Source organism: Novosphingobium sp. HR1a, from assembly GCF_015594425.1.
Taxonomy (GTDB): Bacteria; Pseudomonadota; Alphaproteobacteria; order Sphingomonadales; family Sphingomonadaceae; genus Novosphingobium; species Novosphingobium resinovorum_A.
Genome location: NZ_JABXWS010000066.1, coordinates 73989 through 88477 on the forward strand (window position 1 = coordinate 73989; position 14489 = coordinate 88477).

The following is a 14489-nucleotide window of genomic DNA, read 5'->3' on the forward strand; positions in this document are numbered from 1 at the left end:
AGGTCGGCCCGGCCCCTGCTCGTCATTGCGAGCGTAGCGAAGCAATCCAGAGCGATTTGATACTGCCCTGGATTGCTTCGCTACGCTCGCAATGACGAAGTGCTATCGCAAGTCCACGATGACCTTGCCCATCGAGCGGCCCGAAAGCAGGCGCTCCACGGCATCGAACACGCCGGGGAGGCCGAGGAAGCGCTCCTCGTCGAAGCACACCTTCAGCTTGCCCTCGTTGTAAAGCGCGAACACGTCTTCGCGCGCGGGCGGCCAGAACTCGGCCAGCAGTCCGTTCATGAAGCCGCGCACCGAAGCCCCCTTGTAGTAGAGCTTGTGCGCGATGCGCGGGGCGGTGACGATCTCCGGCCTCCCTTCGAGGTCAGAGGCCGCGCCGCCGACGACCACGCGCCCATGCGGCGCCACGTTGTCGAGGAAGGCGTCGAAGATTTCGCCCGAAACCGTGTCGATCGCCACGTCCAGCCGATTGGGATATTCGCGCGCCAGCACTTCCGGCACCGACTCCGAACGATAGTCGATCACCCGCGCCGCGCCGAGGCTGCGCGCGAAGTCCGACTTCACCGGCCCGCCGCAGACCGCGACCACCTCGCAGCCCTTGAGCGCCGCAAGCTGGACGATCAGGTGGCCGAGACCGCCCGCAGCGGCGGAAATCGCGACGACTTCGCCCGGCTTCGCCTGCCCCACATGGAACAGCGCCATCCACGCCGACACGCCGGTGGAGGCGAGCGCCAGCCATTCGGGGCTGTCATCCGCCACTTTCACGAAGTGGCCCTGCGGCGCGATGTTGTACTGGCGATAACCGCCGGGAAAGCGCGTGGTCACTACAGCGTCGCCGGGGGCGAAGTCGGTCACGCCCTCGCCCACTGCCTCGACCACGCCCAGCGCCTCCACGCCGGTCAGAGTCGGCAGGCCGATCTTCACGTAGTCCACCGCGTTGCGGGCAATTTGCGTATCGAAGATACCGTTCACGCCCGCGTACCGATTGCGCACACGCAATTCGCCCGGCGCCGGATCGCGCAAGTCGAGGTCGACGATGCGCGCCGCCTCGCGGAAACTCTCGCCGAACTGCGCGAGCTGGACCGCCTGATAGGTCGCCATCAGGCCCGGCCTTCCGGGAAGCCCAGCACGCCGGGGTTGAACAGGCCCTTGGGGTCAAGGTGCGCCTTGAGATTGTCGAGCAGCGCGGTGAACGCCGGATCGCGGCTCTCGCGGTAGGGGTAGGTGCGGCCGATCTGGAAGTGCCCGGTGCCGTAGCGCGCGCAGATTTCGACCACCCCCTTGCGCAGGAACTTCACCGCCTCGGTCGCCGCAGGATTCTCCGGCCGCTGTGTCAGGCGCGCGACGTGCGAGGCTTCCATCGACTGTTCGTGAATCGGGCGCCAGCCGGTCGGCCAGAAGAACACCGGCTCGATGATCAGCGCGTTGCTGGCCATCGCCGTGAACAGGAAGCCGGTGTGGATCTCGTGCTCGGTGAAGAGCGCGGCGTTCTCGGCGTAGAACTTCTGGATTTCGGTGAAGATCTGCGGCGCGGTGGACAGTGGGCAGACGCCGTGCACCGGAATCCACGCCTCTCCCGTCGGGCCGACCATCGAGTTCAGCGGCGGGAACGGGTTGGCGCGGATGATCTTCGCGATCGAGTTCTCGATCTCCGTGCCCTCGAACTGGCGGGCGATGCGGCGCGCCTCGGCCATGTCGAACGCCACCGCGTCCTTCGAGCGCCCCTCGGCGATGACGTGGAGCGGATAGTCGCCCTTGGGAATGAAATTGCGCCCGCCGAGCGCCACCTTGGCGGCCGAGAGCAGGCCCTTGCCCAGCGACTTCTCCTTGCCGATCACCGCGCCCAGCGTCTTCACGTCCGACAGCAGCGACATGCGCTTCATGCGCACTTCGGTAAGGCCGGGGTCGAAGGCGCACATCTCGCAAGCGATGCCCGCCCGCGTCATCTCGCCCATAGCTTCCAGCAGCTTCTCGCCGCTGGGGAAGGAGAACGAGGCGTAATCCTCATGCGCGGGCGCGGTGATAAGGCGGAAGGTGACTTCGGCCTTGATGCCCAGCGTGCCGCAATCGCCGCAGAAGATACCCGCCAGATCGGGGCCGAAGTGGCGGTAGAACGGGTGCTCGCCGCCTTGGCCGCGCGCACCGGTGCGGATCACCTCGCCGGTGCCGGTGACGACGGTGAGCGCGACGACGCTCTCGCTGCTGGTGCCGTACTGGCTGGCGCCGAACATCGCGTTGAGCTGCGAAAGCCCGCCGCCGATGGTCGAGATCAGGCCCGACATCGGCCCCCAGAACGGCGTGCGCAGCCCTTCCTTCGCCAGCGCCTCGTTCAGCTGAATCCAGCTGACGCCCGCCTGCACCGTCACCGTCATGTCGCCGCGATTGACCTCGATCACGCGGTTCATCCGCAGCGTGTCGATCGATACGGTGCGGTCGTTGGCGGGGATATAGGACGAAGTGTAGCTCATCCCTGCACCGCGCGGCGCGGCCGAGCAGCCCGCATCGCCGATGACCTTGACGACCTCGGCCAGTTCCTCGGTGGTGGCCGGAGCGACGATCAGCGCGACGACGTCGTCCGCGCGCGACCAGACGTCCTCGCTGTGCAGCTTGCGCTTCGCCTCGTCGATAGTGACGTTGTCGGCCCCGACGATGGCGGCGAGGCGTTCGGCCAGTGCCGAGGTTGCGGTCGGTTCGGAAAGCGTTGCGCTCAGCGGGTCCATCATCGTGCTCCGGTGACTAATCGTGATTTACTGCTGTCAGGTTGGATTGATCACGCAAAGTGCCGCAGGACGACCCTCCGCTCTGCGATCATCGGCCCGCTGCGATCGCTGCTGCGCCCTCCCCGGACAGCCTGCCGAGGGTCACCGCGGTGCACAGGCCCATCGCCGGGAGGTAGCCCCAGGACGACGGCCCCGAGACGCTTCGCGCCGCGCCGCCGCCCGCGAAAAGGTTGGGCAAAGCCGAGCCGTCCTCGCGCAGAACCCGCGCATTACGGTCGATCTGCAAGCCCCCCTGCGTATGATAGATCGCGCCGACGACCTTGAACGCACCCAGCGCGCCCGAGGGCGGAAGCTCGTCCCCCCACACGCGGCCCTGTGCGTCCGGACGCCCTTCGACCTGCGCCTGACGGGCCTCTTCGAGCGAGGCGGCCAGCGCCTGCGGATCGACGCCGATGCGCTGCGCCAGAGCCTCTACACTCTCCCCGCGCCGGGCGGCGTTGAGTTCGGTCAGCGCCTTGGTGTCAGGCTGGTAGGCGTTGCGGCGCTCGATCTCTTCGTCGAAAATCACCCAGACGTGGCCGCCGGGCTGCGCCATGACGGGGTGGACCATCCCGGCGATGTCCTCCTTCTCGTCCACGAAGCGCAAGCCGTTGATATTGACCAGGATCGCGCCGTCGATGACAAATCCGGGAGGCACGCTGATACCTTGCGGCTCGGTCAGCATGGCGTAACCTTGGAAGGCACCCAAGTCGCCCATAGCGGCACCTAGCGATTCCCCAAAGCGGATACCGTCCCCCCGGCTGCCCTCGTGACCGTTGTTCCGCGCATCAGCCATCTCGGGTATGTACTGGCGCAGCATTGCGTGGTTTCCGGCGAAGCCGCCGCTGGCGATGACGAGCGCCTTGCACCCCACCCGCTCGCGCTCACCGCCGGGCCGTTCGATCTCGACGCCGAGGACGCGGCCCTCGTCGTCGGCGATCACGTCGACCACTTTGGCCGGGTTGAGCACCATCACCCCGGCGTCGGCGACCTTCTGGTGCAGCAGTTCCAGCAGGTCCTGCCCGGCATGGCCCGGCCAGCCGTGGACGCGCATCCGGGTGTTGCCGTAGGCCGGACGGAAGCCGGTATCGAGTTCGAGCGGAACGCCGTGGCTCCCGACCAGCCAGTCCAGCGTCGGGCCGGAGCCATAGGCCAATGCATGCGCGATCTCGGGGTCGGTCTGGCCTTTCGTCTTGGCGAGAATGTCGGCGAAGAAAGTGTCGCCGTCATCCTGCTCGCCCGCTGCGGCCTGCTGCTTCGTGCCGGCCGCGCAGAACACGCCCATCGACATGCCGGTGGTGCCCATCGGCCGCGCATCGGCTTCGACGAGGAGCACTTCAGCGCCCGCATCGCTGGCCGCCAGCGCAGCGGTGACCCCGCAGGCGCCGCCGCCCATCACGAGGACGTCGACGGTGAATTCGAACTCCCTGTCGCTCACGATAGCCGTCACGATGCTGCGCCAACCTCTACCGCCACGTCTTCCGAGGCGATGTCGTCCGGGCGGCCGACCGCCTCGTTCTCCTGCTGCACGATGCGCAGGATGCGGGCGATGTATTCCTGGTTCCACAGCGCACGCTCGGTGGCGGCGGCGCGGTCGGGCACGAAGGCGTCGATCTCGCCTTGCGAGAGCACGCCCTTCTCCAGCAGCAGCCGTTCGAGCGTGTCGGTGCGCTGGCGGCTTACCGCCAGTTCCTGAGCGATGGACATAGTGATGGCGAGGACACGCTCGACTTTGGCGTCGAGGAAATAGGGGCGCTTGCCGGCAGGCTTGGCGCCCGCGCCGCGCAGGGCATCGGCGATGGACATCAGACGGTTGCTCCGATCACGTGCCAGGCCGCCTTGCGGCCGTAATCTTCCTTGTCGTCGTCGGCGGCGTCGGGGAACAGGTCGCGGTCGACCACTGCCGTCACCCCGCCGTGGATCAACTGGTCACGCGCGAACCCGGCCGCGATCATCTCGGCGTCGAGGTCCATTTCGTGCATCCGGCTCCAGAACGGCTCGTTGTTGTAGTAGGCGTCCCAGTCGCGCATGGCCTGCTCGAACAGGGGCATCTCGGGCGCGTACTGCGGCTGCTCGACGTGCAGGACGATGCCGCCCGGCTTCAGCAGGCGGCGCGTCTCGGCCATGATCCGGCGCAGCGATCCGGTGGACAGTTCGTGCAGGAACATCGTCGTCTGGATCCAGTCGAAGCTGGCGTCGGGGAAGATCGAAAGGTCCTCGCCACTCGCCTGCACGAAGCGCACGTTGTCGACGCCGAGCGACTTGGCGCGGCCCAGACCATAACGCAGCACCGGCGCGCCGAGGTCCACGATGGTCATCTCCGCCTCGGGGAAAGCCTGCGCCAGCGGCAGGCTGGAATGGCCCACGGTGCCGCCGATCTCCAGAATCTGCCTGGGCTGGAAGTCCGGCAGGTTGCGCTTCACCCAGCGCGCGACGGCATGGCCGCCGCCGTCCGAATACTTGCCGAGCAACCCGCTGGTGGTGACGAACCCGGCGTGATCGTAGTTCGCGCCATTGGTCACGTCGCCGGGGAAGTATTCGGTGTGATAACTGCCCGGCATGCAGTGATGATCCACCGCCGAGACATAACGCGGCTGCTGCAAGGCCGGATCGAGCTTGAGCCGATCGTCGCCCTCGGTCAGTTCGCGGGCCTTCTCGGCCAGTTGCTCGGACTGGCGCAGCGCGGTCCAGCGACCGGCCTGCTGGCGCTGCTCCATCGTCATGCGGCGCATCGCCGACCAGGTCTGGAACGCGGGGTCCGCCAGCAGTGCCTTGCGCGCTTCGTGGCGGTTGGCGATCGGGCGGCCTTCGGCGGCTTCGAACGCAGGCACGACCCGCTTCTCGTAAGCCTGCTTGACGCCGGGCACGACATTGGCCGCCAGGTGGCGATTCATCTGCGCGAGGAAGTTGATCCGCTCGATCTCGTCATGACTGGTCTGCGGAAACAGCGCGTGACGGCCGATGACACGGTAGTCGGGCGGGCCATCGTAATCGGCAGCCGGGTCATTTCTGGACATGGTCAACCCTCGCGTTATATGTCATGCTTCTATATCAAATAACAGGTAGCTTGGCTCACCTCAAGGAGGAGATTACCCGTGACTCGCATCATCGTGCTGCTGAACCTCAAGGCCGGAAAGAGCGTCGCCGATTATGAACGCTGGGCGGAGACTACCGATCTGCCGACCGTGAACGGCCTGAAGTCCGTCTCCAATTTCGAGGTGCTGCGCACGGCGGGCCTGCTGGGCGGCGGCACCGCGCCCTACCAGTACGTCGAGATCATCGACGTGGCCGACATGGACCTGTTCGGCGAGGAAACCTCGACCGAGGCCATGGGCAAGGTCGCCGCCGAGTTCCAGGACTGGGCCGACCCGATCTTCATCATGACCGAGAAGCTGGGCTCATGAGCGGTCGCTTCGACGGCAAGGTCGCGGTCGTAACCGGCTCCGGCCGTGCGGGCGGGCTGGGCGAAGGCATCGCCCGCCGCCTCGCAGCCGAGGGCGCGACCGTGGTGATCTCCGACATCGGCGCCCCGGCCGACGCGGCTACGCCCGGTTCGATGACCGGCTCCAGCGCCGAGATGGACGCCATCGCCGCATCGCTGCCGAAGGCTTCGACCTTCCCCTGCGACGTGCGCAATCCCGAACAGGTCCGCGCGCTGGCCCGCCATGCGGTGGACACCCACGGCTCGCTCGACATCTGGGTGAACAACGCAGGGATCGGCTATATCATGAAGCCGATGATGGAGGTCTCTGCCGACGAATGGCGCGCGGTGATCGACGTCAACCTGACCGGTGCATGGTACGGCCTGCAGGCAGCGGCGGAGATCATGATCGCGCAAGGAAAAGGCGGCCGCGTCGTCAACATCGCCAGCCAGGCGGCGAAGTCCGGGTTCATGCATGCGCAGGCTTACACCGCCTCGAAGCACGGCCTCGTCGGGCTGGTGCGCTCGGCCTCGATCGAGCTAGGCGCGCACGGCATCACCGTCAACAACGTGTGCCCGAACCACGTCACCACCGGGCTCGGCAAGTGGCAGAACGAGCATTTCGCTGAGGTGCAGGGCATCTCGGTGGAGAAATACCTCGCCAACATGGCCGCGCGCATCCCGATGGGCCGTCCCGGCATGCCTGAGGACACCGCCGCCGCCGTGGCGTTCCTGTGCTCAGACGAGGCGATCTACATCACCGGCGAGAGCATGAACGTCTCGGGCGGTGAGGAGCCGCATTGATGATATGAGGCCCTCTTCGCCCGGCGGAGAGGGCTTCCCCCTTGCTCATCTTCCGTTCGTCATTGCGAGCGTAGCGAAGCAATCCAGGGCAGTTCAGCGCCGCCTTGGATTGCTTCGCTACGCTCGCAAAGACGACAGTAGTGGTCAGTCGAGAACTTCGGATAGTGTGGCAATCACATCCCCAGCCGCATCCAGCCGCCCGACCAGCGCGTGCAGCTGTGGCACCAGCGCCGCATCCAGCCCGCCGAACGCGAAGCACTTGCCCGCCTTCTCCAGCTGCTGCTCCAGCGTCAAAGGCCACTCCGGCGCGCCGAGCTGCCGGGCGACATCGACGCGGAAAGACCGCCCGTCCACCAGCCGCACATGCGCAAAAGCCGGTACGAAAGCCGCAAGATCGGGGTTGTCGTCCGCAACGACGGTGATTTTCTCCGCAATCGCCGTCAAAACCGGATCGCCCAGCCGCGCGGGCGTAAAGGCATCGAGGCCCACGCCACCCTCGGTCAGAACCACCGCGCCGAGCCACGCGAAGCACAGCCGCGCATAGGCCACCGTCATGTCCGCCTGCGGACGGCGGCCGACCAATCGATGAATCAAAGGCGGCGCATGGTATTCCAGCGCTTCCAGATTGTCCGCCGTCACACCATGCCCGACCATCAGCGTTTTGAGGGCGACGATCGCCCCTTGCGCTGCGCGGCCGGTGGGGAACGGTTTCCAGCTGACTTCCTCGACGCGCCAGACTTTGCCCAGCTTGTCGAGTTCGGGCTCCAGCACCGGGTCGTGCTCGAACAGCGCCATGTAGCCGAACGGCCCCCCGATCGCGCCTGCGGGCGAGGGTATTCCGGCGCGCGCAAGGTCGAACGCCTCGACCGCCGAGCGCGCCGCGCCCGCCACCTGCAGCGCCAGCGTGGGCTTGCCCTCGATGTGCGACTGCATCGTCCCGCTCGCCAGTGCGAGGGCGTGGCCGAAGGCACGATAGGCGACTTCCGGCTCTACCCGGCGCAGGCGCGAAAGCGCGGCGACGCAGCCGAAGACGCCTGCCGTCGCCGGGCGGAAGAACTTAAGCGGCCCCTTCACCGCCACGCCCAGCGTCGCCACCACGTCGATCCCGGCGACCACGGCGGCGAGAAAATCCTCGCCCGAGGCCGGAGCACGCCCGGCCTCGGCCAGCAGCGCCGCGCAGACGGTCGCCATCGGGTGGGCGACCGCCGGCTCATGCACGCAGTCGTATTCCTGCGAGTGGATCTGGTAGGCGTTGACGTAAGCCGCGTAAGGCGCGGGCAGGCGCAGATCCGGTGCGCCCAGCACCATGCCCTCGCCCGCAGCCCCGCCGGTCCAGATCTGCGCGGCCTTGCGGATTTCTTCGGCGTAGATGGCGGAATACCCCGCCACGCCGACCGCAAGGCTGTCGAACAGGAAAGCACGGGCCGCCGCCTGCGCCGAGGGAGGCAGCGCCGCCCACTCGACGGACAGCGCGTGATCGGCGAGGCGGGCGGCGGGGTCAGCCATGGTCGCTGGAGTCATCAGGCGACATGGATCATCACCTTGCCGAAGTGATCGCCCGAGTGGAGGTAGGCGTAGGCATCGGCGGCCTCGTCGAAGCCGAACACCTTGTTGACCACCGGCTCCATGCCGTTGATCGCGATCGCGTTGACCAGTCGCTGCAGCATCGCGCGGCCGCCCGCAGCGATGCCGTGAATGGCGAGGTTCTTGCCGATGATCGTGCCGAAGTTGGGCAGCGGATCGCTGACGGTGCCGCCCAGCGCGCCGATGATGGCGATGCGGCCGTTCGGCGCCGCCGCCGCGATCGACTGCCGCAGGGTGGCGAGGCCGCCGGTCTCGACGACAATGTCGGCGCCGTTGCCGAGCGCGGCGAAGATCGTCTCCTCCCACTCCGCATCGCTGCGGTAGTTCACCGTCACGTCGGCGCCGAGCGCGCGGGCCTGTTCCAGCTTCTCGTCGCTGGACGAAGTGATGGCGACGCGCGCGCCGCACATGCGGGCGATCTGCAGCGCCATGATCGAAACGCCGCCGGTGCCGAGCGCGAGCACGCTGTCGCCCGCCTTGACCTTGCCGACCTCGACGATCGCGTTCCACGCGGTCAGCGCCGCGCCGGACAGCGCCGCGACCTGGCGGTCGGTCAGCGAATCCGGCACCTTCACCAGCGCGTGCGCCGGGACCAGCACGTACTCGGCCAGCCAGCCGTCATGGGTCACACCAAGGTCGTGGCCGAAGTAAGCGGGCGAGAACGGACCGTCGGTCCAGCTGACGAAATGCGGCGCGGTGACGCGCTGGCCGACGTCGATACCCGACACACCCTCGCCAAGAACCGCCACTTCGCCGACACCGTCCGACACCGGCACGCGGTCTTCGGGACGCGGGGCGCCGTACTTGCTGGAGACGATGAGCAGGTCGCGATGGTTGAGCGACACCGCGCGCACCTTGACGAGAACCTGACCGGGGCCAGGCTGCGGCACGTCCCTGGTTACTGCGGTCAGCGAGGCGATGCCCTGCTGCGAACCGATCGTATAGGCCTTCACGATACCCCCAAGCGTTGAATGATGCTTTTTGTATCGTAACTATAACAATATCGGTGCGCAAGCGCGCTATGACCGAATTGGGTCGCTCAATTGACCGCGTAGCGGGTTCCGTGAAGATCGAGCCGGATCGTGAACTTGTCCGAGCGGTAATGCGCGAAAGTCAGCAGGAAGGGCCGCTCGTTCGCATCGTAGCTGGTGCGGCTGATCCGCAGCAGCGCGGCGAGCGGGGCGATCTCCAGCGCCTGTGCCAGCTTGGGATCGGCCTGAAGCGCGCCGATGGTCTGGTCCGCATGGACCGCCTTGTAGCCGGCATCAGCCAGCAGCTGCAGGATCGGCCCCTTGCCAAGATTGCCCGGCGTGATCAGCCCGGCCAGATCGCCCGGCACATAACTGACGACATAGCCGATCGGCGTCCCGTCCAGATAGCGGATACGCACGGCGCGGATCACGTCCTCCCCCGCATCGACCTGCAGCGCGGCGGCGACGGTGGGGTTGGGTTTCTCGCGGTTGACCTCGATCACATTGACGGTGGTGCCGCTACCCAGCGCCATCAGCGAGTCCATCGCCTGGTCGATGTCCGCCTCGATCGGCTTGGCGGGGGACTTGAAGATGACCGTGGTGCCCAGCCGCCGCTTGCGCTCGACATAGCGCTGCTCGGCCAGTTCGTTCAGCACCCTGCGCGCGGTGATGCGCGACACGCCGAAGAGTTCGGCCAGTTCGTGCTCGGTGGGCATAGCGCTGCCGAAAGGGCGCTGACCGCTCAGGATCTCGTCACGCAGTTGCAGGTAGATCTGATAATAGAGCGGCACTGCAGCGTCGCGATCGACCACCCCGATACTCCCGAACATTCAAGACTGCACCCGCGCGGGACTGCGCGAGCCTGATCGTCAAACCTCGCGTAGTTAAGTCAATTGCCCGCGCAACGGCAAATTCGGCAGGCGAAAAAGTCGGGCACGAAAAAGGGGCGCCAAAGCGCCCCTTGCTGATCACCTAGTTTGGAAATCCGCAAAGGGCGGATTTCGCGGCACCGGCCCACACCCCCACCCGACCTCCCACTAGTGTATCCTTGATGGGAGGTAGGGTGGGGGTGTGGGCCGGTGCCGCGAGGAAAATGCCCCGCAGGGCATTTTCCCAAAGGACTCTCCTCAGAACTTGAACCAGACGCTGCCGGTGAACCGACGCGGATCGCCGGGGAACAGCGAGAGGAAGTTCGCCGTGATCGTCTCCTGCTTGGTCAGGTTGGTCACGCCGAACGACGCGCCGAAGCTGCCGTCGGTCTTCTCGTACGAGACCTTGAGGTCCACGAAGTCCTCGCGCGGGGCCGCCGCCGTGTTCAGCACGGCGATATAGTACGAGGAATTGTGCCGGTACGAGCCGATCAGCTTGATGTCGCCGTCCAGCGCGTCGACCGGGATCGTGTACGTCGCGCCGCCGGTGAACTGGAAGGTCGGCGTGCGCACCGGTCGGGTGTCGGTGGAGATCTGCAGTGCCTGCGACACGCCCGGCAGGATCACGACCGACGAATACTCGCCATGCGACAGCGAGCCGTTGGCGAAGAACTCGAAGTTGCGCACCGGCGCGAAGACCGTCTCGAACTCCAGACCGTAATCGACCAGCGTACCGGCATTGCGCGCGAGGCTGACGATCACCGTCTCACCCGGCGGGACGATGCCGGAGGTGATCTGCAGATTCCTGGTCCGCGCGTAATAGCCGTTGAGGTTTATGCGCACCTTGCGATCGAACAGTTCCGACTTCACGCCGCCTTCGTAGGACCACGTCACTTCCGGCTCGAACGCCAGCACGCGGGTCGCGACGGCGGCGTTGCCGTTCCAGCCGCCCGACTTGAAGCCGTTCGTCGCCGAAGCATAGAGCATGACCGAGGGCGAGAGCTTGTAGTTGATCGCGAAGCGCGGGGTCACGCGGTTCTGCGTCAACTTGAGCGGAATGCCCGCCGCGCGCACGTCGGCGCTGTTGAAGCCGAAGCCGGGGAAACGTTCGGAATCGAAGTACTCGATGCTCTTCTTCTCGTAGGTGTAGCGCGCACCCACGGTCACGGTCAGGTCGGGCACGACCTCGTAGTCGCCCTGGAGGTAACCGGCGACAGTCTCCACCTGCTGGCGGAAATGGCGATCCTGCAGGAGATTGAACGCGGTAGCCGTCGCCGAACCCTGGAAGTCGGCCGAAGCGAGATGGTTCACTTCGCGCAGGTAGAACACGCCGGCAACGTACTTCAGCTTGTCGTCGAATGCTTCGCCGGTCCACTTCAGTTCGGTCGAAACCTGATGGTTCCTGATCTTGTCGGCCAGGATGTAGGCGGCGTAGACGTTGGTGGTCGTGCCGTTGTAATTGTTGATGTAGCCCTGCTCCTGCTCGCGATAGCCCGCGATCAGTTCGAGGTTGCCGGCATCGGTGTTCCAGTTGACGTCAGCGGTCGTCGCGTAGCTGTCGGTCAGCGAGCAGTTGCCGGTCACCGTGGTCAGCAGGATGTTGACCGGGTCGCCCTTGCAGTTGCCTTCGGGCAAGGCATTGCGGGTGTTGTAGAAATCCGGCGTGGTCGTCGTCTTGTAGCGATCCGACGCGCCCGGCGCGGCGTAGACGCCAAGGTAGGTGCCGGTGTTGCGGGTATATTCGCCCGACAGGTCGATGGTCAGGTCGTCGGTCGGCAGGAAGCGCACGTCGCCGCGGAAGCCGTAGTTGCGCTCGCCGTTGAGGCGGTCGCCGGTGGTAACGTTCTTGAGGTAGCCCTTGTCGTAGACGTAGTAGGCGGACCACTTCGTCAGCACGCGCTCGCTCACCGGCAGGTCCACGGTGGTCTTGGCGGTGACGCGGTCATAGGAGCCGTAGGTCGCCTCGAACTTGGCGCCCATCCGGTCCGACGGCTTCTTCATGATCACCGAGACGGCGCCGCCGGTGGTGTTGCGGCCGAACAGTGTTCCCTGCGGTCCGCGCAGCACTTCCACGCGATCGACGTCGAAGAACTGGTAGTTGTTGGCGTTCTGGCGCGCGACGTAGACGTTGTCGACATACGTGCCGACCGGCGGATCGAAAGTCGCGACCGACTGGCTGTTGCCGAGGCCGCGCAGGTAGTAGGCGTTGGCGGTGCCCAGCCCTGCGTTGTGCGTGGCGATCATGCCCGGCACCATCTGCGCGGTCTTGATCGCGTCGTTCAGGTTGAGGTTGCGGATCATCTCTTCGCTGAAGGCGGTGACGGCGACCGGGACGTCCTGCAGACGCTCGGGACGGCGCTGCGCGGTGACAATGATGTCGCTGCCGAGATTGCCGCTGGCTTGTGCGTCAGTGCCCTGCGCTTCCTGTGCATGGGCTGTGGTGGCGGTGATGGCCAGCAGTGCGGCGGCGCCCAGAGCGCGCGCACGAATACACCTCGTCGAATCAAGCATGACGACTCCTCATTTTCTGTCCTGAAACCTTGGAACGCGGGCGCATCCTGCCGCCGCCGCTGCGATCTTTATTTGTTATGTATTGATGACATAATAGATTGCGCTTTGTGTCAACCCGCCAAATCGATCTCGTGTCGATTTACCTCGGCGCTGGGGCACGGAAGTCACAGGCGCCGATAATATCGTTATTTTTCTGACAGTTTTGGATAAGCGCCCATGGCGAGGAGCAGTACGGCGCCGACAACCAGACAGGCCGAGCCCGACCTCAGGGCAATCGTGTAATCGCCAATCCTGTCGAAGACATATCCAAAGACGACCGGCCCCAGACCGCCCGCGAAAGCGATGACGGCATAGAAGCATCCATAGATCGCCCCGTAGTGACGCTGCCCGAAGAAGCGGCTGATCAGGTAGGCGAGCAGGTCGAATTCGAACCCCGCACCGAACCCGAGCGAGATCACGGCCAGCGTCGCGATAAGCGGCGACAGCGTCGAACTCGTCAGCAGCCAGCAGCCCAGCGCCGGGAACGCGAGGATCACGAGGGCGATCAGCGGCGCCCAGAAACGGTCGAGCAGCCAGCCGCCGATCAGTCTCCCGGCGATGACCGAAAGCCCGAAGGCGGCGGTGATCTCGCCGATCTGCGGGAGCGTGAAAGCGCGGGTCTTGAGGATGTTCTCAAGGTTGGGCGTCGGCGCGGTGAGGGCGAAGGCGATGAACAGGAAGGCCCCCGCCATGATCCACAGCCGCCGGTCGCGCGCCGCCTCAGCCAGCGTCAGGCCGGGCTGGACGACCTCCTCCGCGGCTTCGAGCGGCTTGTCCGGAGCCGCCGCGCCCCGCGCCATCTCGCGGAACAGCAACGCCACCACGGGCACGCCGACGACGATGGGCAGGCAGCCGACCACCACCACGGCCGTGCGCCAGCCATGCGTCTCGATCAGGTGGGCGCAGAGCGGCTTGATGATGAATCCGGTGATGCCGGTGCCGCAACTCGCAAGGCCCAGCGCCATGCCGCGCCACTTGTCGAACCATTGCGTCACCACCCGCGTCCACGTCGCGGACAGGGTGCCGACGCCCAGCACCGCCATGATTACCCATTGCGCATAGTACAAAGTCAGCGACCCGTTGCTGAGTGCGAGGCTCATGAAAGAGAGCCCGAACAGCGGCAGCGAGACGAGCGCCACAGGCCGCGCGCCGAACCGGTCGATGGCGATCCCGGCGAGCGGGCTGGCGATCATGACGACGCCCGACTGCACCGTGATGCTGGCCATCAGCGCCGCGAAACTCCAGCCGAATTCGGCGGAAAGCTGCGGAGCAAGCATGCCGATCGTGTAGAACGGGATCGGGCTCAGCCCCAGCGCCACCCCGACCATCGCGGCGACCACCACCGCCCACCCTCGCGGGTCGTCGGGGCGGGGGGCAGGCCGCGAAAAGTCACTCTGGCGCATCTTCACTCGGTTCGATCTCCGGGCTGGACAACCCGATTTTTATCGATCACGAATAGATATATGTCTATATCAAAATGAGGGTCGCAGCGTCATGTCCTCCCGGCAACCTATCGCCGCCGCCC

12 protein-coding genes are annotated in these 14489 nt (G+C 66.0%); 2 read left to right on the plus strand and 10 right to left on the minus strand.

Annotated features, from left to right (window positions below):
• Positions 1-102 precede the first annotated feature (102 nt).
• The 5 genes from HWN72_RS18735 to HWN72_RS18755 form a co-directional block, all read right to left on the minus strand.
• Positions 103-1107, minus strand: a complete 1005-nt coding sequence (locus HWN72_RS18735) for a zinc-binding dehydrogenase (protein WP_036527031.1) — start codon at positions 1105-1107, stop codon at positions 103-105.
• Positions 1107-2726 (minus strand): FAD-binding oxidoreductase, encoded by a 1620-nt coding sequence (locus tag HWN72_RS18740; RefSeq protein ID WP_051586948.1) that lies wholly within the window; start codon positions 2724-2726, stop codon positions 1107-1109. Before HWN72_RS18740 ends, HWN72_RS18735 begins: the two co-directional genes overlap by 1 nt.
• 88 nt (positions 2727-2814) lie before the next feature.
• Positions 2815-4215, minus strand: a complete 1401-nt coding sequence (locus HWN72_RS18745; protein ID WP_231958326.1) for an FAD-dependent oxidoreductase — start codon at positions 4213-4215, stop codon at positions 2815-2817.
• Positions 4212-4571 carry a hypothetical protein gene (locus HWN72_RS18750; RefSeq protein ID WP_036527036.1) on the minus strand — a complete coding sequence of 120 codons (360 nt, stop codon included), beginning with the start codon at positions 4569-4571 and terminating at the stop codon, positions 4212-4214. The genes HWN72_RS18745 and HWN72_RS18750 overlap by 4 nt, the downstream gene beginning before the upstream one ends.
• Positions 4571-5782, minus strand: coding sequence for a class I SAM-dependent methyltransferase (locus HWN72_RS18755; protein WP_069709455.1), 1212 nt, complete (start codon positions 5780-5782; stop codon positions 4571-4573). The genes HWN72_RS18750 and HWN72_RS18755 overlap by 1 nt, the downstream gene beginning before the upstream one ends.
• Positions 5783-5860: 78 nt before the next feature.
• On the opposite strand from HWN72_RS18755, the gene HWN72_RS18760 reads away from it, so the two are divergent.
• Complete coding sequence (locus HWN72_RS18760) at positions 5861-6169, plus strand: REDY-like protein HapK (protein WP_211150948.1); 309 nt, start codon at positions 5861-5863, stop codon at positions 6167-6169.
• The gene (locus HWN72_RS18765) at positions 6166-6990 is read left to right on the plus strand and encodes an SDR family NAD(P)-dependent oxidoreductase (RefSeq protein WP_036527041.1); all 825 of its coding nucleotides are present in this window, start codon (positions 6166-6168) and stop codon (positions 6988-6990) included. The genes HWN72_RS18760 and HWN72_RS18765 overlap by 4 nt, the downstream gene beginning before the upstream one ends.
• Positions 6991-7134: 144 nt before the next feature.
• Here the strand turns inward: HWN72_RS18765 and HWN72_RS18770 are convergent, their stop codons facing one another.
• The 5 genes from HWN72_RS18770 to HWN72_RS18790 all read right to left on the minus strand — a co-directional run bounded on the left by HWN72_RS18770 (position 7135) and on the right by HWN72_RS18790 (position 14367).
• A complete protein-coding gene (locus HWN72_RS18770) occupies positions 7135-8496 on the minus strand; it encodes an MmgE/PrpD family protein (protein WP_036527044.1) in 1362 nt (453 codons plus the stop codon).
• 14 nt (positions 8497-8510) lie between these two features.
• Positions 8511-9527, minus strand: a complete 1017-nt coding sequence (locus HWN72_RS18775; protein ID WP_211150949.1) for an NAD(P)-dependent alcohol dehydrogenase — start codon at positions 9525-9527, stop codon at positions 8511-8513.
• An 86-nt stretch (positions 9528-9613) separates the two neighbouring features.
• Positions 9614-10375, minus strand: coding sequence for a GntR family transcriptional regulator (locus tag HWN72_RS18780; RefSeq protein WP_036527047.1), 762 nt, complete (start codon positions 10373-10375; stop codon positions 9614-9616).
• Positions 10376-10672: 297 nt separating this feature from the next.
• Positions 10673-12925, minus strand: a complete 2253-nt coding sequence (locus tag HWN72_RS18785; protein ID WP_211150950.1) for a TonB-dependent receptor — start codon at positions 12923-12925, stop codon at positions 10673-10675.
• Positions 12926-13110: 185 nt separating this feature from the next.
• A complete protein-coding gene (locus HWN72_RS18790; RefSeq protein WP_211150951.1) occupies positions 13111-14367 on the minus strand; it encodes an MFS transporter in 1257 nt (418 codons plus the stop codon).
• Positions 14368-14489: the final 122 nt, after the last annotated feature.

What these genes read in the sequence shown, in the direction of transcription:
- HWN72_RS18735 (WP_036527031.1), bottom strand. Translation starts at nt 1,107, where the DNA reads ATGGCGACCTATCAGGCGGTCCAGCTCGCGCAGTTCGGCGAGAGTTTC.
- HWN72_RS18740 (WP_051586948.1), bottom strand. Translation starts at nt 2,726, where the DNA reads ATGGACCCGCTGAGCGCAACGCTTTCCGAACCGACCGCAACCTCGGCA.
- HWN72_RS18750 (WP_036527036.1), bottom strand. Translation starts at nt 4,571, where the DNA reads ATGTCCATCGCCGATGCCCTGCGCGGCGCGGGCGCCAAGCCTGCCGGC.
- HWN72_RS18755 (WP_069709455.1), bottom strand. Translation starts at nt 5,782, where the DNA reads ATGTCCAGAAATGACCCGGCTGCCGATTACGATGGCCCGCCCGACTAC.
- HWN72_RS18765 (WP_036527041.1), top strand. Translation starts at nt 6,166, where the DNA reads ATGAGCGGTCGCTTCGACGGCAAGGTCGCGGTCGTAACCGGCTCCGGC.
- HWN72_RS18770 (WP_036527044.1), bottom strand. Translation starts at nt 8,496, where the DNA reads ATGGCTGACCCCGCCGCCCGCCTCGCCGATCACGCGCTGTCCGTCGAG.
- HWN72_RS18780 (WP_036527047.1), bottom strand. Translation starts at nt 10,375, where the DNA reads ATGTTCGGGAGTATCGGGGTGGTCGATCGCGACGCTGCAGTGCCGCTC.
- HWN72_RS18785 (WP_211150950.1), bottom strand. Translation starts at nt 12,925, where the DNA reads ATGCTTGATTCGACGAGGTGTATTCGTGCGCGCGCTCTGGGCGCCGCC.
- HWN72_RS18790 (WP_211150951.1), bottom strand. Translation starts at nt 14,367, where the DNA reads ATGCGCCAGAGTGACTTTTCGCGGCCTGCCCCCCGCCCCGACGACCCG.